We start from the raw sequence: 26,743 nt of genomic DNA on the forward strand, positions 1-26,743 counted from the left end.
AACATGTCCAGCAACAACACGCCGAACACAAGGACCGTGAAGATTCCCGGTCCCGATCACCCCATCACCATCGAACGCAATCCTTCGCGCGTCGTCGTCACGGTCGCGGGCCGCATCATCGCCGACACACGCGACGCGCTGACGCTGCGCGAAGCGCACTATCCGCCCGTGTTCTACGTCCCGAGAAAGGATGTCGACATCGCGCTGCTCGAACGCACGGAACATTCAACGTACTGCCCATATAAGGGCGACGCCGCGTACTTCTCGATCCCGTCGGGTGGCGAACGCGCTGTCAACGCGATCTGGACTTACGAGTTGCCATATCCCGCTGTCGAGCCGATTCGCGAGCACCTCGCGTTCTACAGCGACCGTGTCGATTCGATCGAAGAACGTGAATAAGGAATCGACGTTTGGACAGAAGAATTCCTGACTGTTCTCGTTTCGCGAAGTATGAATTGACCTGCCGAGGGATTCTGACCAGCCCAATGTATGACTACACTGCGCTCTCGAATAAGCAGGCGTCACGATAAACCGTGATACCGGATGCGGACCTGCACGCTCCGCTTTTTCCTTTCGCGATAGTCTCTTTGAACATGGACAGACTTCAGGCAATGACGACGTTCGTGACTGTCGTCGAAACAGAAGGCTTCGCTTCTGCAGCACGCAAGCTCAAAATCTCGCCATCCGTCATCAGTCGCTTGATCAACGAACTCGAAGCGCATCTCGGCGTGCGCCTGCTGAACCGCACAACCCGTATCGTCAGAATGACCGATGCCGGCGAGAAATTTCTCGAAGATTGTCGTAGCATCCTTGCGAAAGTGGAGGCGGCGGAGCTGGCCGCGGTCAGCGCACACAGCACACCGCGCGGCCAACTGACAGTGACGGCCCCCGTAGTCTTCGGAAAGAACTATGTCACGCCAATCGTTCAAGAGTATTTAACGCGCTATCCGGCCGTAACTGTGAGTTGCTGGTTTCTGGATCGAACTGTGAATCTCGTCGACGAAGGTGTCGATGTCGCGATTCGTATCGGGGAACTGCCCAATTCTTCACTTCAAGCTGTCGCAATCGGCAAAGTGCGGAGCGTACTCTGCGCCTCGCCCGCCTATCTGGAGGCACACGGGGAACCGCAATGTCCCAGTGACCTCATGTCTCATGTCGCTATCCAGTCGACGCCTTCAACGTCATCCCCTGAGTGGCGCTTTCGCGTGGACGGGAAGCCCGTTGTCGTGCCAATCCAGCCACGCCTGATCACCACGACAAACGACTCCGCGATGACAGCCGCCATGTCCGGACTAGGCATCGTGTGCCTGCTGTCTTGTCAGATTTCATCCGAGCTGGCAGAAGGACGGCTTCGGATCGTGCTGCCAGAATATGAGCTTGCGACGCTCCCCGTACACGTGTTGCACCGCGAAGGCAGACGTGCGAATCGGAAAGTGCGCGCATTCCTCGACCTCGCAATCGAAACATTCAGGGCGAAGGCTTCCCTGTGGCGCGCATAGCGGTTCACAGTTGAACTTGCCGAGTGGCTGCCGGCAGATCGACACAGAGGTCGACGCCGCAGGTGATGCGGCATCTTGTTTCTACTCGTACAAGCCGAGGCTCCATTGAACCGCACGGGAAGCGTGCGGTATCTCGTGTTGCCTGCGTCAATTAGCGCGTTGGCGCCCGGCATTCAAAAAGTCCGCGGCTGAGACGACTTTCGCGTACCCGAAACTCAACGCTGCCATAAACGCCGCATGTACCTGCAATGCCGGCACACTTACCCCGTTGAACTCGAGAGCGTGCGTGGCGCAGGCATCGTGGATCACCGTCGTGCTGTAGCCAAAGTCCACCGCAGCACGGGTAACCGCGTCGATACACATGTGGCTCATATTTCCCACTACCACCACCGTCTCGATACCTTGAGCATCGAGAATCTTCCTCAGGTCCGTCTCGCGGAACGGATTCATATGGTGTTTGACGATCACAAGTTCGCCAGGCAGATTCGCAGTCTTCGGATGAAGTTGAGCACCGTCGGTATCCGGAACGAAGAACGCCGCATCTTTTGACAGCGTTTCATGGCGGATATGTACGACCAGATCGCAGTTCGTCCTTGCGGACTCGATGATGTTGCGTGCGTTATCCGCGGCGGCGTCGACGCCATCCAATATCCACTTTCCTCCGGCGAAGTAATCGTTCTGAATATCGACCACTATCAGTGCTTGTTTCGTCATGTTTCCTCTACCTCGAACGGTGAACAAAGATTCGGGCTCCATAGGAGGCCGAATACGTAGCTGCAGCGCATGTAAGCCCCGACCAGATGGAAGGTGACCGTGGCGCAACGAACCCGATACTGCCCGATTCATCGAACTGGCGGAATAACACGAATGAAGAATGCACCGTTCGCGTAACGAGATGAGTGGATCGGCGTTGTCGAATCCGCAATGTCGGAAGTGCGAAACAGGCGACACAGAACGTAGCCAGTCAGATTCCAGCAACGCCCTCCTTTCGTCCGAAAAAAACACGGCCACCCGCCCATGTCAGCGTTCGCGTTACGAGAATGGTCTTTTCTGGTCGAGCTCGTTTCTCGAATCCTGGCGATCGCCCATACTCGGCGCCATCAATCACGAACTAAGTGATTTCGAATATCACCAGTGAGATTTCCATGACTACTGCAGCGACCACCAACGTGACCGAGATCGACTTTTACTATTGGCCCACGCCAAACGGTCAGAAAGTCGCCATCTTCCTCGAAGAAACCGGTGTGACTTACCAGATACACCCCGTCGATATCGGCAAAGGAGTACAGCTAACCGCCGACTTCGAAAAGATTTCGCCAAACAACCGGATGCCGGCCATCGTAGACCGTCAACTCGACGCATCGGTTTTCGAATCCGGTGCAATCTTGTTGCATCTCGCGGAAAAGACGGGGCAGTTCATTCCTGCCACCCCGAATGGTCGCGTCGAAGTCCTGCAATGGTTGTTCTGGCAAATGGGCGGTCTCGGGCCGATTTTGGGCCAAACGGTCTTCTTCCGTACGTACGCATCAGAACAACTGCCTTTGGCAATCGAACGGTTCACCAGGGAGGCGGGGCGGCTCTACGGCGTTCTGAACAAACGACTGGCCGACCGTGAGTACATTGCGGGGGAATATTCGATTGCGGATATGGCGGTTTATCCATGGGTAACGCAGCATGCCGCGCAGGGAATCGCGATGGATCGCTTTCCACATGTCGCGCGTTGGCTAGAACGCGTCGCCGAACGACCCGCCGTCAAACGCGCCTATGCGCTGGCTGAAGCAGTACGCCCCGCGCAACTGACAGATGAGCATCGCAAGCAGTTGTACGCCCAGATGCAGCCGACAGCATGATTCACTAAAGATAAGACGGATGACACACGCGCCCAAATCTTTCTGCCAATCATCAATTTCGTAATACTGATTTTATTCGACTTAGATTTAAAGGAACTGAAAATGTTTTTTACGAACAAGGTCAAACGCATGACGATCGCCGCTGCGATTGTGGCCACGATCCCCGTGCTCGCCGCCGCAGCCGGAGGAAACCCGGACCTCTACGCGGACAGCTCCAAGGTCGTGCCGGTTACTGAACTGAAGTTCTATCAGGACAAGGAAGGCCTGACGGTCGCCAATGGTTGGGGCGATCCGGCAAACGGCGCGCACAGCAATTACATCAAGATGCCGGGCGGCACAGCCAGTGGCGTACACACGCACACCCACTCCTACTATGGCGTCGTCATTGCTGGCGTCGTTGCCAATGAACCGCCGGGTTCGAAGCAGGATCACCCGCTGCCGGCAGGATCGTACTGGTACCAGAAGGGCGGTGAGCAGCACGTCACGAAGTGCATTTCGCAGACTGAGTGCATCTTCTTCGTGACATCGAAGGGCGCATTCGATTATCTGCCCGCCAGGTGAATCGACACCGGTCGATTGTTTGATTCCTCAGGGCGCGCCAGCCCCGGGCTCACGGAAGTCATACTGACTAGCCTGTTCCAGGGCGGGCGTTACTTATCCCAACGGATCAGGGTTGACGTTTTCCGCGGCCGCCAGCGGGTTTGCCAGCCGGCTTACGCGAACCCGCAGCAGGCTTGCTGGCGGGTTTGCTGCGTGGCTTTTGCGCGCTGAATGGGTTACCGCCAGACAAGCTTGTGCCCTTACCCGCAGCCACAGCGCGCTGCGCCGCAGGCTTGTGTCTGTTTTCGCCACTTTGCGGGCGCGGTTTTTTGCTGGGCACCTGCGTCGCGCCCGGCGCAGCTTGCGGCACTTTGGGCTTCTTGGGCTTTTTGGGTTTCTTGATGATCTGGCCCGTCGCGCTGGTTTGCGGCACGCGGTGTTCGGCTTCAAAACCCGGCTCTTCTTCACGCGGCAGCGTTTGCCGGATCAGCGCTTCAATCGCGGCCAGTTGCGGCGCTTCATCGGCACACACAAGGGACACCGCCACGCCGCTGGCGCCCGCGCGGCCGGTACGGCCAATACGGTGGACATAGTCTTGCGCCACGATCGGCAGATCAACGTTGATCACCAGCGGCAGGTCGTCGATATCCAGCCCGCGCGCAGCCACATCGGTGGCTACCAGCATATTGACTTCGCCCGTCTTGAAGCGCTCCAGCGCACGCAGGCGCGCGGGTTGCGGTTTGTCGCCGTGGATGGTGTCGACCGCATAGCCCGCTTCATCCAGCATGGCCGCCAGGTAATCCACGCCATTGCGGGTTTTGACGAACACCAGCGCGTGCTCCCAGTTGTTCTCAGCCACAAGGTGCATGAAGAGGTCGGGCTTGTTCTTTTTATCCACCGTCACCACCCACTGCTTGATCTTGCTGGCCGTGGCATTGGGCGGGCTGACACTGATATGGACGGGGCCGCGCAGAATGCCCGCCGCCATGGCGCGGATATCGTCGGAAAACGTGGCAGAGAACAGCAGGGTCTGGCGCTGAGCGGGCAAGGCAGCAAAGACGGCGTTGAGTTCGCGCGCAAAACCCAGATCCAGCATGCGGTCGGCTTCATCCAGCACCAGCGTTTGCACCTGGTCAAACTGCACTGCGTTCTGGCGATTGAGATCGAGCAAACGGCCCGGCGTGGCAACGAGCACATCCACGCCTTTGCGCAACTTCATCATCTGCGGGTTGATACTCACACCACCGTAGGCGGCCAGAAATCGTAAGTCGAGGCCTTTGCCGTAAGCGATAAAGCTTTGCAGCACCTGTTCGGCCAGTTCACGCGTGGGCACCAGCACCAGAACACGTGCGCGGTTGCTGGACACCGCCGGGCCGTGTTGCACTAGCCGTTGCAACAGCGGCAGCGCAAAACCCGCCGTTTTGCCAGTGCCCGTCTGTGCCCCAGCCATGACGTCCTTGCCACTGAGCACAGCAGGAATCGCCTTGGCCTGCACCGGCGTAGGTGTCTGGTAATTGAGGTCCTGCACATTACGCAGCAAGGGATCGATCAGGCCAAGCGAGGCAAAAGACATGGGCGAATTCCGGCTAAAACCGCAATTCTAGCGGTTCCGCCTGATTGCGGCGCGCAGATCAAGGCTGCGCAGGATACAACTCACCGTCATCGCCCTGGACCCTCGCCCGCCGATAACGCGCATTTTTCTACTACCTACCGATCCAGGAATGTCGGCATTGTCGACGATCTCAGGCGGCCCGTCACCGTCCATTCCTGGCCGCCGGCTGATACGGATAACTGATCTCCGAGTTCGTATGTGAAAACGAAAGCGGGCATCTATCACGCCCGCAAGCATGCCGTCGCGAAGGCCTGACGGGTGCTGCGCGTGAACGGTGGCCGGACAGCGCCCTGAGCCATGCTTTTTAGGCATGCCGCACAGCCTACAAAGTCTTTTTCGAAAGAGTTCGACGCGCCTACATTACGTTGCAGGACGGCGATACACGAAGCGCATACGGACGGGACAGCGGCAGCACACCAGCGGTATCCCATACGTTTCAGCTATATCACGCCGCAATGAACTGCAACGGATTTCCCAAAGGACAACCGCCATGACCCGCCATACTCATCAAACCGCGCCGACCCAGTTCGTCGAGGCCAACGGCGTCCGTTTCGCATATCGCCGCTTCGGCAACCCGAATACTGTGCCGCTCGTGATGAACATTCACTTCACGGGCACGATGGACCATTGGGACCCTGCCGTCACCGACGGCCTCGCGCAAAACCGCGAAGTGATCCTGTTCAACAACGCCGGGATTTCCAGCAGCTCGGGCGCCGTACCGGAGTCGATCGAAGAAATGGCCGCCAATGCTGCTGCGTTCGTCGAAGCGCTTGGGCTGAAGCAGGTCGACGTGCTCGGCTTTTCGATGGGCGGCCTGATCGCGCAGGAACTCGCGATTACGAAGCCGCAACTGGTGCGCAAGGTGATCCTCGTCGGCACAGGTCCGCGCAGCGGCGAAGGCATGGTGTCGCTCACGCCCGAAGCGCAGGAGATCTTCGGCGCATCGTATGCGCATCCTGATGACTTGTGGCTGCGCGTTCACTTTGCACCGTCCGAAGCGAGCCAGGCAGCGGGCCGTGGCTTCGTCGAGCGCTTCCGTCTGCGCACGGAGAACCGCGACCCCGAAGCCAGCGACCAGGTCGCGCCCGCGCAACTCGCCGCGCTCGCGAAGTGGGGCGCGCCGCGCGAGAACCCGTACGACTATCTCGACGCGCTCAGGCAGCCGACGCTCGTCATCAACGGCGACAACGACGTGATCATCTATTCGATCAACTCGTGGATCCTGCAGCAGCACATCCCGAACGCGCAACTGATCATCTATCCGGACGCCAATCACGGCTCGCTGTACCAGTACCCCGAACGCTTCGTCGCACACGTCGATCAGTTTCTCTCGGAAGCCGGCGCACGCAACGCGTAACGCGCTCTCATCACATTCAACGGAATCTCATCATGAACAAGCTGACAGGCAAGACCGCGCTCGTGACAGGCGCTTCCCGCGGCATCGGCCGCGCCACGGCCATCGCGCTCGCACAAGCAGGCGCACGCGTGCTGGTCCACTACAGCAGCGCAGAGCAGGCCGCCGACGCCGTGGTCGAAGCGATCCGCTCAGCGGGCGGACAGGCCGACAAGGTCGCCGCCGATCTGCGCGACGCGAACGGGCCGCACGAACTTGCGAAGCGCGTGCGGTCGCTGACGGGCGATCGTCTCGACATCCTTGTCGCGAATGCGGGCATCTCGAAGGCCGCGCCGATCGAAGAAACGACCGTCGAAGATTTCGACAACCTGTTCGCCGTCAACGTGCGCGCGCCGTTCTTCCTCGTGCAGCAGTTGCTGCCCGTGCTGGGTGAAGGCAGCAGCGTCGTGTTGCTGTCGTCGCTTGCGGCGCGCGCGTCCGTCAACAACCTGTCCGCGTACGCAGCGACCAAAGGCGCTGTCGACACGCTCGTGCGTCACTTCGCGTCCGCGCTCGGCGAACGCGGCATTCGCGTCAATGCGATCGCGCCGGGTGTCGTCGAAACGGATATGTCGAACTTCGCGAGGACGGACGCCGGCCGCGACTTCACGTTGGGCATGCAGGCGCTCAAGCGCGTCGCGCAGCCTGACGATATCGCGGGCGCCGCCGTGTTCCTCGCCTCCGACGACGCACGCTGGATCACAGGCGACACGCTGCGTGTGGATGGCGGATCGAAGCTCTGATCGATCCTTTCGCGGCGATCGTCATTGTCCCGACGAACGCCGCGCCGCCGCACGATACTGCCGCACGATCCTGACGAAATTCGTCACGGCTGGCGACCCTTCGCGCTGCCGATGGATCAACGCAATACCCGTTGCGAGCGGCTTGCCCTGAAGCTCGTGGTACGAGACGCCTTCGACCTGCACCTGTCGCATCGAAGACGGCACCACCGCGACACCAAACCCTGCTGACACCAGGTTCGCCGCCGACGAAATCTGCGGCGACTCCATGCTGATCGAAGGCGCAAAACCAGTTGCATGACACGGGCCGATAAGCGAATCGTAAAGATCGGGGCCAATCGTTCGCGGAAAGATGATGAACGGATCGCCGGCCAGATCCGCAAGATCGACGCGCCGCCGGTTCAGACGCTGGCCTTCGGGCAGCACGACAAGCATGTCTACGCGAAGCCCGCGCTCGCGGCGTTCTATCAAAAGCTCGATCCGTGCAATTGCTTCAATCCAGGCATCGGGCAGACTTCGAGGTTTGCGAAGTATCGCGAAGCGGCAGACTGAAGCTGCCTGACTCTTCGACACGGCATGCTCGACAGGCATGCCCTCCAGCCTGGAAAGTCTTTTTCATAGCCGCAAGCGACGGCTAAAGTTGGCTCCATCATGCTCACCGAGCAGAACGACACAAGCGTTGTGTCGTACACGTACCTGACTGGAGCCTCAAATGAATCAACCCGTCGTCCTTATCACAGGTGCCCTGACGGGCATCGGTCGTGCAACCGCCTTTGCGTTCGCTCGTGCCGGAGCGCGCCTCGTCGTGTCGGGCCGTCGCGCCGCAGAAGGCGCAGCGCTCGAAGCCGCATTGCGCGAAGCGGGCGCGGAAGCCCTCTTCGTGAAGGCGGATGTGCGCCACGATGAAGAAGTCCGCAACCTGGTCGACCAGACCGTCGCGCGATACGGCAGGCTGGATGTAGCCGTCAACAATGCTGGAACGGAAGGTCGGCCGGGTCCCGTGGTCGAGCAGACGGCCGACAGTTATGCCGACACGTTCGACACCAACGTCCTCGGCACGCTGCTGAGCCTCAAGCACGAGTTGCGCGTGATGACGGCGCAGCGCGCAGGCAGCATCGTCAATATTTCATCGACCTACGGTCACGAAGGCGCGGCGTTCGCGTCGGTGTATGCGGGCAGCAAGCACGCGGTCGAGGGCATCACGAAGTCGGCCGCGCTTGAGGTTGCTTCGACGGGCGTTCGTGTGAATGCCGTCGCGCCAGGTCCAACCGACACGGGCATGCTCGACCGCTTCACCAGCACACCGGAAAACAAGGCCGCGCTCGCGTCCAAGGTGCCGCTTGCGCGCATCGGCAAACCCGATGACATCGCCGCAGCCGTCCTCTATCTCGCAGCCGAAGGCGCCGCGTTCGTCACCGGCCAGATCCTTACCGTCGACGGCGGCAAAACGGCGGGCTGAATTCCGCCAGGTCACTCGCCCTCAGGCTTAAACCTTCGAGGGCGGGTCCAGTACTTTCTATCTGATTGGACAGAACATGAATACCGAACTCACGCTTTACGAATCAAAGGCTTCTCCGAACTCTCGCCGCGTGCGTATTTTTCTTGCCGAGAAGGGCCTCGAGATTCCGACTAAAACAGTGAACCTTGGCGAGAAAGAGCAATTCTCAGCTGCGTACGTAGCGATCAATCCTCGTCGTCAGGTTCCCGCGCTCGTTCTGCAAGACGGCACGACGATTGGTGAAGTCCCGGCAATCTGGCGCTACGTCGAAGAAGCGTATCCTGCGAAGCCCGCTTTGCTTGGTACGACACCACAACAGAAAGCGCTGATTGCAATGTGGGAACGACGCGCCGAACTCGACGGATTTACGGCAGTGATGGAAGGTGTGCGCAATGCCGTGGCCGGCCTGAAAGGTCGCGCGTTGTCAGGTCCGCATGCTTACGAGCAGATTCCTGAGATCGTCGAACGCAGCCAGCTGCGTGTTGCCAACTTCTTTGCCGACTTCAACGATCGTCTCAAGCAAGTGCCGTTCGTCGCGGGTGACGAATTCTCGGCGGCCGACATCACGACGCTCGTGACGATCGACTTTGCGGCGGGCGGCATGAAGATGACCATTCCCGCGGAATTCGACGCGCTGCAGGCGTGGTACGACAAGGTGTCGACACGTTCTTCTTCGAAAGCTTAGAGAACTGTGTAAGTACTTTTCGGGTCGTAGTGGCGGTGTCTGAGCTTTCAGGCACCGTCATAGCATGCTAATTCTCAGGCACTAAAGCGTAGTCGAATCAATGCCGTTAACAGCAACGCGCCGCCACACACGGGCATAACGTTTAATTTCAAAAGCACCAGACCTCCAACAACCCGTCATACTTCCATCTTCGCCGCGGACGGTCCCGGCACCCCATGCGCGGATTTATCTGGAGCCCAGTTGCCAATGAGTTCTTCCCCGGTCATCCCGTTCGCCCAAAACAAGACGAATTCCGGCGGGTTCATCGGCGCCGCGCCTGCATTTCGCCAACTGGTCCGCCTGATCGATCGCGTTGCACCGACCGATCACGCGCTGCTCATCTTCGGCCCGACAGGTTCAGGCAAGGAACTGGTTGCACGCCGCGTACACATACGCAGCGCGCGTCACGACCAGCCGTTCGTCGACGTGAACTGCGGCGCGATTCCCGAGCATCTCGTCGAAGCAGAATTGTTCGGGCATGTGAAAGGCGCCTTCACGGGCGCCGCGGAAAACCGTCAGGGACTCTTTCAGCAGGTCGGCAAAGGCACGCTGCTGCTCGATGAAATTGGCGAGTTGCCGCTCGCCCTTCAGCCGAAACTGTTGCGCGTGCTCGAAACGCGCACCTTCCGTCCGATTGGTTCTTCGACCAATCTTCGTTTCGAAGGGCGCGTCGTCGCGTCGACTCACCGCGACCTGCGCGAACTCTCGCGCGAAGGTCGTTTCCGCGAAGATCTGTTCTACCGGCTCGCCGTCTTCGTGCTCGCCGTGCCCGGACTCGAACAGCGCGTCGAGGACATACCCGCGCTCGTTGCGCATTTCGCTTCGCAACAGGCGCGGCATCTGGAGTTTTCGCCCGCTGCAGTGCGGCGGCTCAGCCAGCACGCGTGGCCCGGCCACATCCGGCAGTTGCGCAATCTGATCAGCCAGTTGAGTGTGCTGGCCGAAAATACCCTGATCGACGTCGACACGCTCGAACCGTTTCTCGCAAACGAAGCCTCCGGGCCCGTCTCGCGCGCGAGCCTCGCCGACATGCTGCTGCAACTCGACGGACGCGACAAGCTGGCCGCCGCAGAAGATCTGCTGATCGACCGCGCGCTCGAAAGGACGGCGGGCAACAAGAGCGCCGCCGCCGCTTTGCTCGGCGTCGGCCGCAAGACTATCGAGCGGCGACTGAAATCGCGTGAGGAGCATCATCGCGAGGCCCGTAAGTGTCTCGAACATGCGACTGCGCTGATCGAGGAGTCGCGCTTCGCGGAAGCCATTCCGCCTTTGCGCCGCTGCCTCGACGTGCTGCAGGCCAACCCCGATCAGGACTCGGTGCGCCGCTTGCAGTTCGATGCTTACCGGCTGCTCGGCATGAGTCTGCGCAGCGTGCATGGCTGGCTCTATGCGGAAGCCACCGCATGCTATGCGGCCGCGCTGTCGATCGGCGAAGGCATCTGCGAACCGGCCGAAATCGCCGCGATCCAGTTCGGCGTCTGGACGACGCAACTGACGACGCTGCAACTCAAACAGGCGCGCGCCACCGCGCAGGACATGCTGCAGCGTGCGCAGAACAGCCGCGACCGCGTTTCGCTCGACGAAGCCCACGTCGCGATGACCAACACGCTGTTCTGGCTCGGCGACAGCGAGGAAGCGCTGGCCTGTCTCGCGCGCGGCGATCTGCTCGGTGTGGGGCGCAACGACACGCGCACCGGCTCACAGGGGATCGACCTCGCCAGTCTTGCGCTGACTTTCGAAGGACTCGCCGCGTATCAGATCGGCGCATTCGGGCAGGCGCGGCGCGCGATGGAAATGCTGATCCTGCGTTCGTCGGAACCGGGTCCGCATGCGTTCGCACATGCCGTCAACCTGCAGGGCGCTTCGTGGCTCGCGTGTCTGTTCGATGACGCGGACCGGCTCGGGAGTCTGTCGAGCGAACTCGAATCGGTGTCGATCGCAAACGGCTTCGCGTTCTATCGCGGTGTGGGCCAGATACTGCGTGCCTGTCATCTCAGCACGCTCGGTCATTCGGATGAAGCGGAAACCATCATGCTCGACGGTTACGACAATCACGTCGTCTGCAATGGCGGTGCGCTGTTCTATTCGTTCATGGCGTGGCAGCACGGCGAACTGCTGCTGCGCGCGGGCCGCGCGCAATCCTGCGAGGCAATGCTCGCCGGCGCCGTCGATGAAACGCTGGCCCGCCAGGAACGCGTCTATCTCGGCGAACTGCTGGTCACGCGGGCGCGTGCGCAGTGGGCGCTCGGCGATCTGACGGCTGCGGAACAGGGTCTGCGCACCGCGCTATCGACGGCGCTCGCGTTCGGCTCCGTGCCGGCGCGCGTCGATGCCGCGCGCTATCTTGCGGACCTGCTTCGATCGACGGGACGCCGCGCGGAAGCAATCGACACGCTCGAACGCGGATTGCGCGCGTTGCCCACGGACCGGACCAGCCGGATTGCCAGCGCGGTGGCGTTGCTTTCCGAACTGCGTCACGAGGTTTCTCTCGGCAACGCGTAACCGGCGCGCTGCGGCCTCTGCGCTTCGATCCGGCACAGCTCAGTAGGCCGTGCCGCCGGACTCCTTTCCTTGCCCGCTCTGCCGGACGGCTTCGTCCGGTTGACGGCGCTCGCCTGCCGACTCGCCTTGCGCATGGACGATATCGACGCATCACCGTGGCCACGATCGCCCATTGGCCGAAATCGTCCATCTCCATTTCGATCGCTGGCCGGAATCGTCCACTCCTTCGCATCGAGCACGGGGGTTTTCCCGCTGCCATTGGCTTTGGCTGCATGGCACAACGCTTGCTGAAAAGGTGGGCTGATTTTCAGCGTCCGAGCACCCAATCGATAGGGCCGTGCTGTTGTTGTAGCTGTAGATGCAGGTGGCGACGAATGGCTTCCAGAGAGAAGCGCGTCGCTTCACCCCGAAGCTTCCGGAGGTGCTCCGGCAAAGAACAATTCCGCATGGACCACTGCGCTACCACATTTGATGCTTGCTACGTGCCGCGAAGCCTGGCGCGCGACGACACCTGCACGGAATCGCAAGCCGCCATGGTCAAGCGGGTGCATCGCTATGTCGACGCGCATCTGTGCGACGATCAACTCTCGCCCGAAAGCGTATTGAGCGCGCTACAGCTTCCGCGCTCGACGTTGTATCGGCTGTTTCAGCATGAGGGCGGCCTCGGCGCTTACATCCGCGATCTCAGGCTGCGCCATGCGGCCGATGACCTCATCCGCTATCCGCACGCGCTGGTGCTGGAGATTGCCTTCGGCCTGGGCTTCAAAAGCGCGTCCGTCTTTACGCGTGCGTTCCGGCGCGCTTATGGGATGGCGCCGCAGGAATATCGCGCTTTGGCTTGCAAATGAATTAAGGCTAGGCGCGCGCTTCGGGCTCAACGCCGCCGCCTTCATCGACGGGCGACTTCAGCATCTCCGAACAGACCTTCAGTACATCGCGCCAGCTGACGATTCCCACCGGCCTCGACCCGCCGTCGACAATCGGAATACACGAAATGGGATGCGCCAGAAACAACTGGATAGCCTCGCTCACGTCGGCATCCGGGCGCAGCGTAATGGGCTTGCGGCTCATGATCTGATGCACGCGCCGGCTCAGCGTGCCGATATCCCGCTGGGTCTCGACGACACTGTCGATAAACGGACTCAACGCGCGCAACAGATCGCGGTCGGACACCACGCCTTGCAGTTCCCTGTCCTCAACGACAAGCAGATGATGAAACCCGGATTGCTCAAATATGTCCTTGACGGTTTCGAGCGTGTCGTCGAAACCGACGGTTACGACGCGCTTCGTCATCAGATCTTCTACTTTCATCGCTGAACTCTCTGTTATTGCGGGGAAACGGATGCGGCATGGAACCGCGCGCCCGCGCCAGTCGACTGTCGCCGGTGTACCGTCCCACTAGTCGATTAACGGCAGCCGAAATGGAAACTCCAGTCGAGGGGCCAGAATTGGGGCGTTCCTTCATGCAGGAGGAATGCGTGGCCGCCGCCAGCGGCATCCCAAGGAGCAATGCATGTTGACTCGCGAAGCCATCCCTCAAGTTCTGTCGCGTACTTCCGAACTGTTGTCCGCCGATAACCTGGAGGGAGCGCCCCAGAAAACCTTTCACCATGTCATCGACATCTATCTCAAGGATTCCAATGCCTTCATGAATACGTATTTCGCCCGTTACTTCGAGTGGCAGGGCGTCTGTCGGGAACGCTGGTTCCATGAGTGCATTCACAACAATCTGCTGGCCGCAGGGGGCACCTTTGTCACGAAACGCGCGCATCAGGAATACGTGCAGGAGACGTTTCCGTTCCAGCGCGTCGACTGCTACCTGAACACATTCCAGGTTCGGCAATGTTCGGCGTATCTGCTGTTCCGTTTCTGCGTGGACGGACGGCCTGTGTCGCACGGATATCAGCAGATTCTGTTTGCCGGAATGGACAAGCGGATCCGGCGTTTCCCGGAAGGAATCATCGAGCGGGTCAAGGAATATGAAGTGATCCTGCCGTCCGTCACGAACTAATTGATTCCACCCTGCCCGGCGCGCGAGCGCCGGGCCCGTGGCGGCGGATCGTGTATTGCGCGGTCCGCCGCCGAACCCGGCTCCGGCAATCTGAGCGTGAACGTGGTCAGCACGCCCGGTGTCGACGCACACGAGATCGTGCCGCCGAACGCGTCGCACACGCGCCGGCAGAAATCGAGTCCCATGCCGCCTGCGTGTCCATGCGGCTTGGTCGAATAGAACGGATCGAAGATATGCGGCAGCACGTCGGCCGCGATACCCGGACCGGTATCGTTGAAGTGAACGACGCAAAAGCCTCCGTCGCGCCCCGCGCTGATCGTGATGCTGCCCGAGCCGCTCGACTCGATCGAGTACAACGCATTTTTCAACAGGTTGAAAATGACGAAGACGAACAGCGAGTCCGTGCCGGAGAAACGCAACTGCGGGTCGATCGGGAGAACGGAGACGCGAGCGCGCTCGCCCGGCACGAACGGATAGCGGTCCAGTGCCGACTCGACGCAGTGTCTGATCGACTGCGGGCCGAAGCTCCGGCGATCGAGCCGGTCCAGTGTGAACGACGCCAGCGACATCTCGACCACGGTACTCGTGCTGTCGATCTGACGGCGAATCGCCCGGGTGAGCGTGGGCAGTCGCTCGGACTGCCCCGGATAAAGCCCGTTGACGAGCAACTGGTGCCGCACGGCCAGCTGATATCCGCGCAACAATTCCGGCAGCGCGTTGCCGAGTTCATCGGCATGCATGCCGATCACTTCGAGCGGCATCGCGACTTCTTGCGCGACCGTCGCGGCGAGAAAGTACTGCCGCATCAAGCCATGCCGGACAATGGTGATGGCGAGAATACCCAGACTGATGGCAATAAAGATGACGCCGGGCGGATAGAACACATAGCCGTAATTGACGGCATAGTCGCTCGCCGCTAAAGAATAGAGGCACAGGCTCACGAGACAGAGACCCAGCAGGCGCCGTCTGTGACGGGCACGCGCCTGACGCCTCGATACGATCAGCAGCCATCCGCTGCGCGCGGCGAGCAGAACGGTCTGCATCACGTGTACTGGGTGCAGTCGCCCTGCACGCGGATAGTCGCCGAAGAAATGAACGCCGAAACCGGCGACCACCTCGTCGCTCGTCACCAGCAACACCGCGAGGATTACGCACAACGCATACGACGCCATCAGCAGAGGCCGCTCGTCGCGCCGTTCGACGAGTTCGGTCACGAAGTGATAGAACGTGGTTGGCAGGAACAGGATGAAGAAGTAGCCCGCCTTGACCAGTATGCCGGCCGTTTCGGGGCTCGTGGTCTGAAACAGGAACGCCCACGTGCCCTGCCACGCGAAGGTCGCCATGCACATCAGCGCGAACGGCGTCGACAGACGCGTCACGCCTTCAGTCAACAGGACGTAGACACCGAAGCCCAGGAACAGCGCGGATACGAACGCTGGCAAGGTCGAATACATAAAGCCTTATGTGTGTTTCGCCGCTGATTGTTCCTCGGCAGGCTGGACGGGTCGGGTTGAAACAAGCTCAGTTAGCAAGCTCAGCCAACAGGCCGACAACGTTTGCCTGAATGTCGTCAAGCGACTCGCGTTCCCCATCAGCACAGCGGCGTTGTTGTTCTCGGTCGCACTGGCAGCAGTGTTCGTACCAGACCGCTGGCGCTTTTTCGTTCCCGCGGTGCCACGATTTTAGCGCAACATTTACCCTGCTCCGCGCCGGTTATGGCAACCCGTTTGCGCAATAGGCTTCGAAGCCCGGACGGTCGCTCAAACGCTCGAAGTACTCCGATACGGCCGGGAATTGCGCGTGTTCGAAAGGCGTGCTGAACCAGCGGTTAACGGACAATCCCACGGGAATGTCAGCGAGCGAGAACTGCGTTCCGGCAACGAATGCGCCGGTTGCCAGCAACTGCCCGTTCAATATGCGCATGTGCGCCGTCCAGCTGGCGATCGACGTCGCGACTTCCTTCTCCGCCTGATGCGCAGCCGACTGCCGGACCAGCGCGAGAAACGCGTAGCTCCACGAGCGGTTGAGATCCGTTGCCTGCCAGTCCATCCATTGATCGACGGGCGCGCGCATCAGTGGATCTGCCGGATAGAGATGCGCACCGCCGTAGCGCGACGCGAGGTAGCGGATGATGGTGTTCGACTCCCAGAGAACGAGGTCTGCGTCCTTGATGACGGGCACCAGACCGTTTGGGTTCAACGAGAGAAACTCTGGGGTCTGCGTGGACAGGAACCCGGTTCCCCAATCCTCCCGCTCGAACGGAAGATTCAGTTCGGCGCAAGTCCACAGCACCTTTCGAACGTTAATGGATGACGCCTTTCCAAGGATCTTGAGCATGCGAAAGTAAAGGGGTTTGAGTGCGATGAGTCTAGGCTCAGTGCAATGTACGGTTCAAGACACAGTTTGATGAACGAGCCCCGTTCCACTTTGCGTTGTCATCGCTCACGGCCTTTCGCGTCCACAGTTTGAAGCGTGGTGCCTCAACTTATTTTCAGCGCCAGTTCGGTTCCGCGCTTGATCGGCAGAGTAATCGAAATGAATCCGTTGGCCGGGTCACGAATGTACTCGAGGAAATCGGGCTCGGCATTGTCGTTCAGGATGTATCCGCCGACGCGCAATTGCGGCGCGATCAGTTCGACCACCGTGCGCGCGAGCGACGGCCCATCCGGCAGCGGCCAGCCGTCGATCAACGCGAAGTCGATCGGACCGCCGACGTCGCGCAGCGTTTGCCGCGCATCGCCGACACGGATATCGGCATATTGCGCGAGCCCTGCCTCAGTCAGATTCTGACGCGCGATCTCCGCCTTCGAAGCAACCAGCTCCGATCCGATCACCAGCCCGCCGCCGTTGTCGCGCATGGCCGCCGCCAGATACAGCGCGGACATGCCGATTGAAGTTGCAAAGTCAACGACTCGCGTGGCGCGCATCCCGCGACAGAGCACGTACATCAACTCGCCCTGATCGGGATGAATCGAAAAGCCGTAGTCGGCGAAAGCCTCGGGATCGTTGCCCGACGGCCCGCCGAACGCCTCGCTGCGAGGAAAGCGGCGCGACGCGTTCAACCGCTGCAGCACCTGATTGACGCGTTCGTCCTTGATGGGACTGACGGGCGATGTGGATACAGGCATGTCTCTCATGAAACGGCTCCTTGATGGATCGCGGCAGCGCGCATCAGGCGGCGCCATCGCGATCGGATTGCATAGGGAAGCGTGCGCGCACTCCGCACACAGTGGACTGGCTTCGATTTTCGAGCCTTGTTCCCCGCGTGCGGCTTACTGATCCTTACGGCGCACTGTCATCCGATCCAACCTCGTAAGCGGCGCTATTCACGCGCAGACACGCCATCTGGCGCCCGCCGCCCCCTACAAACCGCCTCGTACGCTCGAATCTTCGCGATCTTCGGTCTTCCACCTTCGTAATACACCGAAAAAATTACAACTAGCATGGTTATCGAGAATCATTCGCATCTACAGATAGCATTCACCCGCTTTCGGTTTGGCAACAAACATCCAACATCGAACCAACACGGGGAATGGAATGCGTTTCAAACGATGTCTCGTCAAATACGTCGTGCCGGCTGTCATCGCCAAAACCTGCGGGGCTTATGCAAGCCTCGCGCTCGCCGATCAGGCCACGGCCGACCCGTCGTCGCAGCACAACGAAAACACGGACAAGACCAGCGCGGCGCGCCGCGACGAAGCCCTCAAGGCGGTGAGCGTCACGGCGAACCGCCTCGGCACAGCGGACCTGAACCGGACGGCCGCCACTGTTTCCGTCATCACCAGCGACGATATCGACGACACCAACGCAAAGGACGTCAAGGAAGCACTCAAGTATGAGCCGGGCGTCGAAGTGCGGCGCCAGGCATATCGGCCATCGGGCATCACCGGGTCGTCGGGGCGCGCGGGCAATGAAGGCATCAACATCCGCGGCCTGGAAGGCAACCAGGTGTTGCTGCTCGAAGACGGCATTCCGCTGCCGCAATCGTATGCCTTCGGCTCGGGCTCGGCGGGACGCGCGGACTATCTGAACACCGACCTGTATCAACGTATCGAAGTGTTGCGCGGCCCGACTTCGGCGCTCTATGGCAGCGACGGCCTGACAGGCGCGGTCAACTTCGTCACCAAAGATCCCGATGACCTGCTCTCCATCTACAACAAGCCGACTTACTTCTCGCTCAAGTCGGGCTACGACTCGACCGACCGCAGTTGGGGTTCGACGGCCATGGCCGCGTTCGGCGGCGAGACGATTCAGGGCCTCGTCGCGCTGAGCGGTCGCCACGGTCACGAGACCGACAACATGGGCACCAGCAATACGCTGGGCGCCACCCGCTCGACGCCCGATCCGCTGACGTACAACAATCGCAGCGCGCTCGGCAAGATCGTCATCAAGCCGACGAGCCGCGACACGTTCAAGCTCACGGCCGAAACGCTCAACAACGCGAACTCCAGCGACGGCCTCTCGCAACTGAACGGCGCCTACACCTGGAGCGGCTACACCGCCAACCGTTACTACACGGAAAACGAGGTGACGAGCAACCGCGTTCAGCTCGACTACGATCACCACGATGCAACGAACCCGTGGTTCCAGCAGCTCCACGCGTCGCTCTACTACCGCAACGCAGCCACACGGCAGACGCTCGACATCGACGGCACCAATACGGCAGGCGCGTCGGCAAGCCGCACACGCGTCAACAACTATGGCGACAACATCGTCGGCGGCAGCGTCGCGGCGGATAGCGCATTCAGGACGGGCGTTCTGCAACATCGCCTGACGTATGGCATCGACGCCAGCGTGTCGCACTACAGCACGTCCAGTTCCGCGGGCTCCGAATGGACGTCGACGGATGGTTATCCGGAAGCGTTCCCGAAGACGACGCAAACCAATCTCGGCATCTTTGCGCAAGACGAAATACGCTGGAACAAGCTGAGCATCGTGCCGGGCCTGCGCTTCGACTATTACCGGATGACGCCGCATCCCGACGCCACGTATGACGCTGCCAGCGCAGGCTCGACCGAACCGACCACCACGTCGAGCGGCAATGCCGTTTCGCCGCGTCTCGCGCTGCTGTATGAAGTCACGCCCGCCTTCGTGCCGTATGTGCAATACGCACATGGATTCCGCGCGCCGTCCGCCTATCAGGTCAATAGCTATTACAACCCGGTCGGCTCGTATGGCCTCTATTACCAGCAGGTCGGCAATCCCAACCTGAAGCCCGAAACGAGCAACTCCATCGAAGCCGGCCTGCGCGGCAAGCTCGGCGTCGGCCACGGCCAGGTCACCTACAGCACGGCCGCGTTTGCAGGTCGATACAAGAACTTCATCGATACCAAGGTGGTTGGCGGCAGCATGACGTCGGCGACCAATCCGTACACCGTGCAGTACGTGAACTACTCGAAGGCGTCGATTCACGGCGTCGAAGCGAAAGCGGACTGGATCGTCAACGACAGCCTCGAAGTGAAAGGCGGGATGGCCTGGATCAAGGGCACGGAAACCAACGACGACACGACCACCGGCCTCGACACGGTACCACCGCTCGCCGTCGTGCTAGGCGTCAACTACACGCATGGCGAGCGCTGGTTCGTCGGCGCGGACATGATCTACAACTCGCGCAAGGACAAGTCGGACATGTCGAGCTCGAGCTATTACTCGACGCCCTCTTACACCATTTTCGACCTTCACGCGGGCTACAAGATCACGAAGCACGTGAGCGTGACTGCGGGCATCGACAACCTGTTCGACCGCAAATACTGGATCTGGAACGACGTGCGCGGCCTCGCCGACAGCGACGGCTACGCGAAGATCAGCGCGCTCACCGCGCCGGGCCGCAATTTCAACGTCGGCATGAAGATCGATTTCTGAACACCAAGGACACGACAATGAACGCTACACAGCAACGCTATACGACCGACGCCGCTTCGCTCGCCACGCTTCGGCACGACTTCCTCCACGTTCGCGCGACCCAGAAGCTGCGTCAACGTGAAGCCGCTGCGGCGCTCGGTGTGAGCGAAGGCGAAGCGCTGGCCGCTTTCGTCGGCGAACACGTCGTACGCCTCGACGACAGATTGATCGAGCTATTCGAATCGATGCCGACGCTCGGCGCCGTGATGATCCTGACGCGCAACGAAGCCGCCGTACACGAAAAGGACGGCGCCTTCGAAAAGATGAGCCATGAAGGCCCGACAGGACTTGCGCTCGGCAGCGCGATCGATCTGCGGATGTTCTACAGCAAGTGGGCCTCGGCATTCGCGGTGCGCGAGCCGCTCGAACAAGGCACGCGTCATAGCATCCAGGTTTTCGATGCACAGGGCCGCGCCGTCACGAAGATCTATTTGCGCGGGCACAGCGACCATCATGCGTTCGATGCGCTCGTCGAGCGGCACAAGGCTTCCGTGCAGACGCCAGGTCTCGTGGTCGCGCCGGCACAACCGCCCGCTGCGACCACGCCCGACGAACAGATCGACGTCGACGCGTTCCGCCACGCGTGGACGTCAATGACGGACACGCATCAGTTCTTTCCGCTGCTGCGCAAATTCAATGTCGGACGCACGCAGGCGCTGCGGTTCGCGCCGCCCGATTACGCGTGGCGCGTCGGCAAGGATTCGATTGGCACGCTGCTGACGTCGGCGGCGCAGACGTCGCTGCCCATCATGGTGTTCGTCGGCAATGGCGGGACGATCCAGATTCACACCGGCCCGGTTTCGACGATACGCACGATGGGCCCATGGCTCAATGTGCTCGACCCCGACTTTAATCTGCATCTGCGTACCGATCTGATCGACAGCATCTGGGTCGTGCGCAAGCCGACCAGCGACGGCATCGTCACCTCCGTTGAGCTTTACGACGCGCAGGGCGAGAACATCGCGTTGCTGTTCGGCGCGCGCAAACCCGGCAATCCGGAACTGCCCGCATGGCGCGCGCTCGTCGACACACTGACGCGCGACGAAACGACAGATGCGACTGCGGGAGCCTGCGAAGCATGAGCAACGACCGCTTCAACGCAGACCGGCGAAAGCTGATGGCCGGTCTCGGCGCGCTGACGCTTGCATCGTTCGCGCGACCTGCGCGGTCCGCTGAAACGACTCGCGTGGGAAGCAGCGCGCAACGCGTGATCGTCGTTGGCGGCGCGATTGCGGAAGTTATCTATGCGCTCGGCAAGGCACAAACGCTCGTCGCCACCGATACGACATGCACGTTTCCATCGCAGGCGCTGGCGCTGCCGAAGGTCGGCTATCAGCGCACGCTGTCGGCCGAAGGACTGCTCTCCTTCCAGCCGACGCTGATTCTCGCGTCGACGGAGGCAGGGCCGCCATCGGCTCTCGATCAGGCGAGCAGGATGGGTGTGCGGATCGTCAGCTTTGCCGAGTCGCATGATGTAGCGTCCGTGCGTAACAAGATCCAGGGCACGGCGCGTGCGCTCGATGCAGCAGCCGCCGGACAGACCTTGCTCGAACGCTTCGACAGCCAGTGGACGCAGACGGTGCAACGCATCGCCCAGGCTCAGCGCAAGCCCTTGCGCGTGTTGTTCCTGCTCAATCCAGGCGGCAATCAACCGATGGTCGCAGGTCGGCACACAGCCGCCGATGCAATGCTGACGTATGCGGGCGCAACCAACGCGATCCAGGACTTCGCCGGATACCGGGCCTTGTCGCCGGAAGCGCTCGCCGCATGTCAGCCCGACGTGGTGCTGACCACCGACGACACCTTGCAGGCGTCGGGTGGCAAGCAGAATCTGCTGGCGGGCGCGGGGTTCCAGTTGACGCCCGCAGGCCGTAACGGCTGCGTCGTTTCGCTCGATACGCTGTTCCTGCTGGGATTCGGTCCACGTCTGCCTGATGCCGTAGCCGAACTCCATCGCCGATTGTTCACTTCCTGAACCGAACCGCCCACAGCGCTCTGCAGCATCCATGTCTCATGAAATCGACAGGCATTTCCAACATGCCCATGGCCATCGAATGCGCCGCGCATTCGCCACGTTCAGACGCGCGAGGCCACACGTCATCACGTATGCAGGCATGGCCGCGCTGTTGCTCGTGCTCGCTGTTGCCGTGCTCGCGGCGCTCTGCTTCGGCGCCTATCCGATCTCGCCCGCGATACTGTGGGACAGCCTGTCGGCGTCTTCGTCAACGGACCGCGCCGTCGCGGTGCTGGTGCAGTTGCGCGCGCCGCGCGTCGCGCTCGCCGTGATGGTCGGAGCGGGCTTCGGCGCAGTCGGCAGCGCGCTGCAGGCGCTGTTTCGAAACCCGCTCGCCGACCCGGGATTGATCGGTGTTTCGAGCGGCGCGGCGCTCGGTGCATCGCTGATGATCGTCTCGGGATCGACGCTGTTTGCGCGCTTCGGTACGCGCGCTGACGAGGCCATCGCGTGTGCGGCGTTCCTCGGCGCAATGACCGTCACGGTGCTCGTATATCGGCTTGGTTCATCGCAAGGACGCGTGCAGTTGTCCGTGTTGCTGCTTTCGGGCATTGCGGCCAACGCGCTGGCTGGCGCGATCATCGGCATGTTGAGCTACGTTGCCTCCGATGCGCAGCTTCGCTCGCTCACGTTCTGGAGCCTCGGCAGCCTCGGCTCAGCCCAGTGGCGAACGCTCGGCGCAATCGCGCCGTTCGTGGCGGCCGGAATCGCGTTGATCGCGATGAACGCGCAGACGCTCAACCTGATGCAGCTTGGGGAAAGCGAAGCGCATTATCTCGGCGTCCGCGTGCGTCGCGTGAAGCGGATCACGTTGCTCGCGGCTGCGCTGGTCGTCGGCGCGCTTGTTTCCTGTGCGGGGCAAATCGGCTTCATTGGTCTCGTTGCGCCACACTGCGTGCGGCTCGCATGGGGTCCCGACCAGCGACGCGTGCTGCCCGCCTCGGCCTTGCTGGGCGCCATTCTCACAGTACTCGCCGATCTCGCTGCGCGCACCATCGCGGCGCCCGCGGAGTTGCCGCTCGGCATTCTGACCGCGATGATCGGCGCGCCGTTCTTCCTGCTGCTGATCGTGCGTCAACGACGTCTGCTCGGCGACTGACCAAAAACAACATGCTGTCGATAAAAAACCTGCAGGTCGCGTGGCGCGACAACGCGATCCTTCAAGACGTGTCCTTATCGATTCGACCGGGCGAATTCGTCGTCGTGCTCGGTCGCAACGGAGCGGGGAAAAGCACGCTGCTCAAGGCGCTAGCGGGCGACTTCGCGTTGCACGGCAAGACGGGGGCTACATATCGCGCAGATCTGTCGATCAATGGCGAATGTGTGGACGGAATGGATTCGAAGCGGCTCGCACGTCTGCGCGCGGTCTACTCGCAAAGCACCGCCAACAACTATCCGCTTCATGCTGCGCAGCTCGTCAGGCTCGGGCGCTATCCGCACGTTGACGCGGGAGCACCGGAGAGTCCGCAATTCGTGGAAGACGTAGTGAGCCACGCGCTCACGCTGGCGGGCGCCGCTCGTCTGGCAGAACGCGATGTCACGACGTTATCGGGTGGCGAGTATGCGCGCGTGCAGTTCGCTCGCGCACTCGCGCAGGTCTGGCCATCAGCGAGCGGACATTCACCGCAACGCGCCGCGCCTCGCTATCTATTGCTCGACGAGCCGACGGCAGCACTGGATCTCGTACACCAGCACAGTCTCTTTTCGACTGTCGCGCGACTCACACGCGAATGGCACCTCGGCGCACTCGCGATTTCACACGACTGCACGCTCGCGGCTCGTTACGCCGACCGGCTCGTGCTACTGGCGGATGGCAAGATCGTCGCGGCAGGTACAGCGGACGAAGTCATACGCTCCGATCTTCTGGAACAGTGCTATGGCGTGAAGGTCGATATCTTGCACGATCCCAATCGCGGTGGTGTTCTGGTCGTGCCGAGCGAACAGTCCACGGCCGCTGTGAATTCGACGTCTTTTCCGACATAAAAAAAGACCCAGGAAGTTGCCCTCCTGGGTCCTTTGCAGACAGCTAGCTTCGACGCTTACTGTCCCGTGTATCCAACCGGCACGGTCGAATTGTTCTTCGCGACCGTCGCGTTGTTCGACACGATGTACTGCGGTACTTCCGTCAGCGTCAATGACACCTGGCCGTTCGAATACGGAAGCGTCGTGACGTTGCCGTAACCGTCGATCTTCGTCACGTTGCCCGACGTACCCGCGTTATCGACCTGCAGCGAATAGCTCGTCGAATAGGTCGTGCTATACACGCCATTGGCGGGCCACTGGCTGTTGTTGTGCGTCCACGCGGCCGTCACGACCTTGCCGTTGTTCAACTGCTGGAAGTCGTATACGAACGTGCCCGAAGGCGTGTTCTTCACGCGGCCCAGCGTATTGGTGCCGTCGAGCACACGCGTCATCGTGGCAAACGCCATCGCTTCCGGCTTCGGCGAGAGGTTCGACGCACCGAACGCGCCCTGCGGATTGTTCAGGTCGAAGAACGAACCGTAGCCCACTTCGCCCGGATAGTCGGCACCGTAGAACAGCGTCGTGAGTTGCGCGCCGCCGCCCAGCACGATGATGTGCGAGCGCACCCCAACGGCCGCATGCGCAAACAGCTGGTTCTGCGACGGCACGGTGGGACCATACGCCAGACCCGGATCGTAGCTGGTGCCGGCTTCCGTGAAGAACAGCTTCATGTTCGGCTTGCCGTTCTGCATCACCTGACGCAACTGCGTCATCTGATTGTCGAGCGCATTGGCCTGGTTCGCGGGACTCGGGTCCGAATCGTATTGCTCCGGCGGATGCGCCGGGTACGTACCCGCATTCCAGTAACCGTGAGTCGAGACGGCATCGATGTAATTCCACAGCCCGAGCGCGCCGAACTTCTGCAGATAACCCGTCGTGCAGGTCGTGCAGTTCGCTGCGAACGGATTGCCCGTGCCCATCACGACCGCGTTCGGATCGGTCGAGTGGATGCCTTCATAGGCAGCCTTGTACATCGCGACGAAGTTCGCATCGCTATCGGCCCAGCCGAGACTCGGCTCCCACGTCACCTGATAGTAGTTCTTCTGCTGGTTCGGGTAGTTCGCCGCACGGATCAGGCTCGTGTCCGTACCGACCTTCGCCATGAAGTTCTGGTACTCGGTCAGATCCTTCGGTGCGTAATAGCTGTCGGTGAACTGGCCCGTCTTCGAATTCCACGCAGGAATGCCGTCGAGCCGCACGATACGCATCTGATCAGGATTGGCCTTATAGAACGGATCGAGATCGTTCACGTTGGGCGTGTACGTGTTCGGACCGTTCGGCTCCATCTGCGACTGCTGACGATTGTCGATCGTCCACGTGATGCCCAGCGCGCGCAGTGCCGCGATGTTGCCGTTGAAACCTTGCATGCCGAAGCGGTGCTGGTCCTGGTGCGCATACGTGACCGTGCCGAGTGCCGACGTGAGATTCGGCAGCACGCCGAACGTCGCGATACCCGTCGGGCGCGTGCCGCTATGGGGCAGCGTGCCGCCATTCGCGCGCAGCGTGGCCGTGATCGCGCCATAGCCCGACCATGTCGACTTGCACGAGATCGTGTTGGTCTGCACGCCAGCGCTGACCGGGAAACTGCCTTGCGTCTTGATCGCGCCATTCGAATCGGCGATCGACCAGATCACGGTATCCGCGTTCGGCGCGTTCGTCGTGACCGTGAGGTTGAACGGTGCGTTGTTCTGGAACACGCGCAGGCCGTCGGTGGTCGGCGTGTCGGCCGTAATCAGACCGTTTGCCGTGCCGCCAGCCTTTTGCACCGGCGTTCCGCATGAGAGCGCTGCGCTGGACGAAGGTGACGGTGCGGGTGCGGGCGTCGGTGTGGGGGTCGGCGTCGGCGTCGGCGTGGGGGTCGGCGTCGGTGTGGGGGTCGGCGTCGGTGTGGGAGTCGGCGTCGGCGTGGGAGTCGGCGTCGGTGTAGGAGTCGGCGTCGGTGTAGGAGTCGGCGTCGGAGTCGGCGTCGGCGCACCGGCCGCGACCGCACGCACCCAACATGCTTTTCCGTAGCCGTACGCAGGGTCCGTATTCGAAACCGCGCCGACATAGCAGCCAACGCCATTCGTAAACGTACGCGGCGCCGTCAGCATCACCGACGGCGCGTTAGGCGGCACAGCGCCGAACACGACAGAGCCCGTTCCGAGGAACGAGCAGTTGCCATTCTCTTTGCCGCACAGCGTGTACGACTGTCCTGCGACGGTAATCGTCGATGCCTGGGCGTACGCCTGCTCTGCACCAAACGAAGCCAGCACGGTTGCCGAGGCAACTCCCAATAGTTTCCAATAACTCATCATTGTTCGTTGATCCCGCTGAAATCAGTTTTCCCCGAAAGTCCAGCAAGATCGTTGACAGATCGTCTTGCTGTGGCGTTTTCGAATAAAGAAACCGGCATCGGATATTTATTACGGATTACTTACTATAGTGTCCGGGCATG

At 61.1% G+C, this 26,743-nt stretch carries 24 protein-coding genes and 1 pseudogene; 17 read left to right on the forward strand and 8 right to left on the reverse strand.

Annotated elements, in window-relative coordinates:
* The first annotated feature begins 3 nt into the window (after positions 1-3).
* Together BLT65_RS18350 and BLT65_RS18355 are read left to right on the forward strand one after the other, a co-directional pair.
* Positions 4-399, forward strand: a complete 396-nt coding sequence (locus BLT65_RS18350; protein ID WP_091779678.1) for a DUF427 domain-containing protein — start codon at positions 4-6, stop codon at positions 397-399.
* A gap of 194 nt (positions 400-593) precedes the next feature.
* Positions 594-1,499, forward strand: coding sequence for a LysR family transcriptional regulator (locus BLT65_RS18355; RefSeq protein ID WP_091779681.1), 906 nt, complete (start codon positions 594-596; stop codon positions 1,497-1,499).
* Positions 1,500-1,646: 147 nt separating this feature from the next.
* Here BLT65_RS18355 and BLT65_RS18360 read toward each other — a convergent pair whose 3' ends face one another.
* Positions 1,647-2,213 (reverse strand): cysteine hydrolase family protein, encoded by a 567-nt coding sequence (locus BLT65_RS18360; protein WP_091779683.1) that lies wholly within the window; start codon positions 2,211-2,213, stop codon positions 1,647-1,649.
* Between the two features lie 431 nt (positions 2,214-2,644).
* On the opposite strand from BLT65_RS18360, the gene BLT65_RS18365 reads away from it, so the two are divergent.
* A complete protein-coding gene (locus BLT65_RS18365; protein WP_091779685.1) occupies positions 2,645-3,349 on the forward strand; it encodes a glutathione binding-like protein in 705 nt (234 codons plus the stop codon).
* A 102-nt stretch (positions 3,350-3,451) separates the two neighbouring features.
* Positions 3,452-3,910 carry a DUF4437 domain-containing protein gene (locus BLT65_RS18370; RefSeq protein ID WP_091779687.1) on the forward strand — a complete coding sequence of 153 codons (459 nt, stop codon included), beginning with the start codon at positions 3,452-3,454 and terminating at the stop codon, positions 3,908-3,910.
* A 106-nt stretch (positions 3,911-4,016) separates the two neighbouring features.
* On the opposite strand, the gene BLT65_RS18375 is transcribed toward BLT65_RS18370, so the two are convergent.
* On the reverse strand, positions 4,017-5,462 hold the full coding sequence (locus tag BLT65_RS18375; protein ID WP_091779689.1) for a DEAD/DEAH box helicase: 1,446 nt from the start codon (positions 5,460-5,462) through the stop codon (positions 4,017-4,019).
* A gap of 529 nt (positions 5,463-5,991) precedes the next feature.
* Here BLT65_RS18375 and BLT65_RS18380 point away from each other — a divergent pair.
* Entirely contained in the window at positions 5,992-6,858 is an 867-nt protein-coding gene (locus tag BLT65_RS18380; protein ID WP_091779691.1) for an alpha/beta fold hydrolase, read from the forward strand.
* Positions 6,859-6,890: 32 nt separating this feature from the next.
* Complete coding sequence (locus tag BLT65_RS18385; RefSeq protein WP_091779693.1) at positions 6,891-7,637, forward strand: SDR family NAD(P)-dependent oxidoreductase; 747 nt, start codon at positions 6,891-6,893, stop codon at positions 7,635-7,637.
* 21 nt (positions 7,638-7,658) lie between these two features.
* Here BLT65_RS18385 and BLT65_RS18390 read toward each other — a convergent pair whose 3' ends face one another.
* Complete coding sequence (locus BLT65_RS18390; protein WP_244186522.1) at positions 7,659-8,060, reverse strand: LysR substrate-binding domain-containing protein; 402 nt, start codon at positions 8,058-8,060, stop codon at positions 7,659-7,661.
* A 6-nt stretch (positions 8,061-8,066) separates the two neighbouring features.
* Between BLT65_RS18390 and BLT65_RS18395 the strand changes: the two are divergent.
* From BLT65_RS18395 to BLT65_RS18415, 5 genes and pseudogenes are all read left to right on the forward strand, one after another.
* A pseudogene (locus BLT65_RS18395) lies at positions 8,067-8,186 on the forward strand (hypothetical protein); the annotation flags it as partial.
* A 160-nt stretch (positions 8,187-8,346) separates the two neighbouring features.
* On the forward strand, positions 8,347-9,093 hold the full coding sequence (locus BLT65_RS18400; RefSeq protein ID WP_091779695.1) for an SDR family NAD(P)-dependent oxidoreductase: 747 nt from the start codon (positions 8,347-8,349) through the stop codon (positions 9,091-9,093).
* Between the two features lie 76 nt (positions 9,094-9,169).
* Positions 9,170-9,817: a glutathione S-transferase family protein gene (locus BLT65_RS18405; protein WP_091779697.1), complete on the forward strand. Its 648-nt coding sequence runs from the start codon at positions 9,170-9,172 to the stop codon at positions 9,815-9,817.
* 246 nt (positions 9,818-10,063) lie between these two features.
* Complete coding sequence (locus BLT65_RS18410) at positions 10,064-12,358, forward strand: sigma-54-dependent transcriptional regulator (protein WP_091779699.1); 2,295 nt, start codon at positions 10,064-10,066, stop codon at positions 12,356-12,358.
* 374 nt (positions 12,359-12,732) lie between these two features.
* Positions 12,733-13,206 carry a helix-turn-helix transcriptional regulator gene (locus BLT65_RS18415; protein WP_244186523.1) on the forward strand — a complete coding sequence of 158 codons (474 nt, stop codon included), beginning with the start codon at positions 12,733-12,735 and terminating at the stop codon, positions 13,204-13,206.
* Positions 13,207-13,213: 7 nt separating this feature from the next.
* Here the strand turns inward: BLT65_RS18415 and BLT65_RS18420 are convergent, their stop codons facing one another.
* The gene (locus BLT65_RS18420; RefSeq protein ID WP_091779703.1) at positions 13,214-13,669 is read right to left on the reverse strand and encodes a CBS domain-containing protein; all 456 of its coding nucleotides are present in this window, start codon (positions 13,667-13,669) and stop codon (positions 13,214-13,216) included.
* Between the two features lie 202 nt (positions 13,670-13,871).
* Here BLT65_RS18420 and BLT65_RS18425 point away from each other — a divergent pair, with 202 nt between their 5' ends.
* Complete coding sequence (locus BLT65_RS18425; RefSeq protein WP_007747667.1) at positions 13,872-14,369, forward strand: acyl-CoA thioesterase; 498 nt, start codon at positions 13,872-13,874, stop codon at positions 14,367-14,369.
* Here the strand turns inward: BLT65_RS18425 and BLT65_RS18430 are convergent.
* From BLT65_RS18430 to BLT65_RS18440, 3 genes are all read right to left on the reverse strand, one after another.
* Positions 14,366-15,823 (reverse strand): sensor histidine kinase, encoded by a 1,458-nt coding sequence (locus BLT65_RS18430; protein ID WP_091779705.1) that lies wholly within the window; start codon positions 15,821-15,823, stop codon positions 14,366-14,368. The two genes, BLT65_RS18425 and BLT65_RS18430, sit on opposite strands and share 4 nt — an antisense overlap.
* A gap of 259 nt (positions 15,824-16,082) precedes the next feature.
* Positions 16,083-16,706 (reverse strand): glutathione S-transferase family protein, encoded by a 624-nt coding sequence (locus tag BLT65_RS18435; protein ID WP_091779707.1) that lies wholly within the window; start codon positions 16,704-16,706, stop codon positions 16,083-16,085.
* A 143-nt stretch (positions 16,707-16,849) separates the two neighbouring features.
* Complete coding sequence (locus tag BLT65_RS18440; RefSeq protein WP_091779709.1) at positions 16,850-17,506, reverse strand: O-methyltransferase; 657 nt, start codon at positions 17,504-17,506, stop codon at positions 16,850-16,852.
* A gap of 400 nt (positions 17,507-17,906) precedes the next feature.
* Between BLT65_RS18440 and BLT65_RS18445 the strand changes: the two genes are divergently transcribed.
* The 5 genes from BLT65_RS18445 to BLT65_RS18465 all read left to right on the forward strand — a co-directional run bounded on the left by BLT65_RS18445 (position 17,907) and on the right by BLT65_RS18465 (position 24,267).
* Positions 17,907-20,231 carry a TonB-dependent hemoglobin/transferrin/lactoferrin family receptor gene (locus BLT65_RS18445; protein ID WP_091779711.1) on the forward strand — a complete coding sequence of 775 codons (2,325 nt, stop codon included), beginning with the start codon at positions 17,907-17,909 and terminating at the stop codon, positions 20,229-20,231.
* A gap of 17 nt (positions 20,232-20,248) precedes the next feature.
* Complete coding sequence (locus BLT65_RS18450; RefSeq protein ID WP_091779713.1) at positions 20,249-21,352, forward strand: hemin-degrading factor; 1,104 nt, start codon at positions 20,249-20,251, stop codon at positions 21,350-21,352.
* Entirely contained in the window at positions 21,349-22,245 is an 897-nt protein-coding gene (locus BLT65_RS18455) for a heme/hemin ABC transporter substrate-binding protein (RefSeq protein ID WP_091779715.1), read from the forward strand. Before BLT65_RS18450 ends, BLT65_RS18455 begins: the two co-directional genes overlap by 4 nt.
* Positions 22,246-22,324: 79 nt before the next feature.
* Positions 22,325-23,383 (forward strand): FecCD family ABC transporter permease, encoded by a 1,059-nt coding sequence (locus BLT65_RS18460; protein WP_167306503.1) that lies wholly within the window; start codon positions 22,325-22,327, stop codon positions 23,381-23,383.
* Between the two features lie 11 nt (positions 23,384-23,394).
* On the forward strand, positions 23,395-24,267 hold the full coding sequence (locus tag BLT65_RS18465; protein ID WP_091779719.1) for an ATP-binding cassette domain-containing protein: 873 nt from the start codon (positions 23,395-23,397) through the stop codon (positions 24,265-24,267).
* A 56-nt stretch (positions 24,268-24,323) separates the two neighbouring features.
* Here BLT65_RS18465 and BLT65_RS18470 read toward each other — a convergent pair whose 3' ends face one another.
* A complete protein-coding gene (locus BLT65_RS18470; RefSeq protein WP_143036526.1) occupies positions 24,324-26,603 on the reverse strand; it encodes a glycoside hydrolase family protein in 2,280 nt (759 codons plus the stop codon).
* Positions 26,604-26,743 lie beyond the last annotated feature (140 nt).

The sequence above is a fragment of the Paraburkholderia steynii genome (genome assembly GCF_900100565.1).
In the GTDB taxonomy this organism is placed as follows: Bacteria; Pseudomonadota; Gammaproteobacteria; order Burkholderiales; family Burkholderiaceae; genus Paraburkholderia; species Paraburkholderia terrae.

What these genes read in the sequence shown, in the direction of transcription:
- BLT65_RS18350 (WP_091779678.1), top strand. Translation starts at nt 4, where the DNA reads ATGTCCAGCAACAACACGCCGAACACAAGGACCGTGAAGATTCCCGGT.
- BLT65_RS18355 (WP_091779681.1), top strand. Translation starts at nt 594, where the DNA reads ATGGACAGACTTCAGGCAATGACGACGTTCGTGACTGTCGTCGAAACA.
- BLT65_RS18360 (WP_091779683.1), bottom strand. Translation starts at nt 2,213, where the DNA reads ATGACGAAACAAGCACTGATAGTGGTCGATATTCAGAACGATTACTTC.
- BLT65_RS18365 (WP_091779685.1), top strand. Translation starts at nt 2,645, where the DNA reads ATGACTACTGCAGCGACCACCAACGTGACCGAGATCGACTTTTACTAT.
- BLT65_RS18370 (WP_091779687.1), top strand. Translation starts at nt 3,452, where the DNA reads ATGTTTTTTACGAACAAGGTCAAACGCATGACGATCGCCGCTGCGATT.
- BLT65_RS18375 (WP_091779689.1), bottom strand. Translation starts at nt 5,462, where the DNA reads ATGTCTTTTGCCTCGCTTGGCCTGATCGATCCCTTGCTGCGTAATGTG.
- BLT65_RS18380 (WP_091779691.1), top strand. Translation starts at nt 5,992, where the DNA reads ATGACCCGCCATACTCATCAAACCGCGCCGACCCAGTTCGTCGAGGCC.
- BLT65_RS18385 (WP_091779693.1), top strand. Translation starts at nt 6,891, where the DNA reads ATGAACAAGCTGACAGGCAAGACCGCGCTCGTGACAGGCGCTTCCCGC.
- BLT65_RS18400 (WP_091779695.1), top strand. Translation starts at nt 8,347, where the DNA reads ATGAATCAACCCGTCGTCCTTATCACAGGTGCCCTGACGGGCATCGGT.
- BLT65_RS18405 (WP_091779697.1), top strand. Translation starts at nt 9,170, where the DNA reads ATGAATACCGAACTCACGCTTTACGAATCAAAGGCTTCTCCGAACTCT.
- BLT65_RS18410 (WP_091779699.1), top strand. Translation starts at nt 10,064, where the DNA reads ATGAGTTCTTCCCCGGTCATCCCGTTCGCCCAAAACAAGACGAATTCC.
- BLT65_RS18415 (WP_244186523.1), top strand. Translation starts at nt 12,733, where the DNA reads ATGGCTTCCAGAGAGAAGCGCGTCGCTTCACCCCGAAGCTTCCGGAGG.
- BLT65_RS18420 (WP_091779703.1), bottom strand. Translation starts at nt 13,669, where the DNA reads ATGAAAGTAGAAGATCTGATGACGAAGCGCGTCGTAACCGTCGGTTTC.
- BLT65_RS18425 (WP_007747667.1), top strand. Translation starts at nt 13,872, where the DNA reads ATGTTGACTCGCGAAGCCATCCCTCAAGTTCTGTCGCGTACTTCCGAA.
- BLT65_RS18430 (WP_091779705.1), bottom strand. Translation starts at nt 15,823, where the DNA reads ATGTATTCGACCTTGCCAGCGTTCGTATCCGCGCTGTTCCTGGGCTTC.
- BLT65_RS18435 (WP_091779707.1), bottom strand. Translation starts at nt 16,706, where the DNA reads ATGCTCAAGATCCTTGGAAAGGCGTCATCCATTAACGTTCGAAAGGTG.
- BLT65_RS18440 (WP_091779709.1), bottom strand. Translation starts at nt 17,506, where the DNA reads ATGAGAGACATGCCTGTATCCACATCGCCCGTCAGTCCCATCAAGGAC.
- BLT65_RS18445 (WP_091779711.1), top strand. Translation starts at nt 17,907, where the DNA reads ATGCGTTTCAAACGATGTCTCGTCAAATACGTCGTGCCGGCTGTCATC.
- BLT65_RS18450 (WP_091779713.1), top strand. Translation starts at nt 20,249, where the DNA reads ATGAACGCTACACAGCAACGCTATACGACCGACGCCGCTTCGCTCGCC.
- BLT65_RS18455 (WP_091779715.1), top strand. Translation starts at nt 21,349, where the DNA reads ATGAGCAACGACCGCTTCAACGCAGACCGGCGAAAGCTGATGGCCGGT.
- BLT65_RS18460 (WP_167306503.1), top strand. Translation starts at nt 22,325, where the DNA reads ATGCGCCGCGCATTCGCCACGTTCAGACGCGCGAGGCCACACGTCATC.
- BLT65_RS18465 (WP_091779719.1), top strand. Translation starts at nt 23,395, where the DNA reads ATGCTGTCGATAAAAAACCTGCAGGTCGCGTGGCGCGACAACGCGATC.
- BLT65_RS18470 (WP_143036526.1), bottom strand. Translation starts at nt 26,603, where the DNA reads ATGATGAGTTATTGGAAACTATTGGGAGTTGCCTCGGCAACCGTGCTG.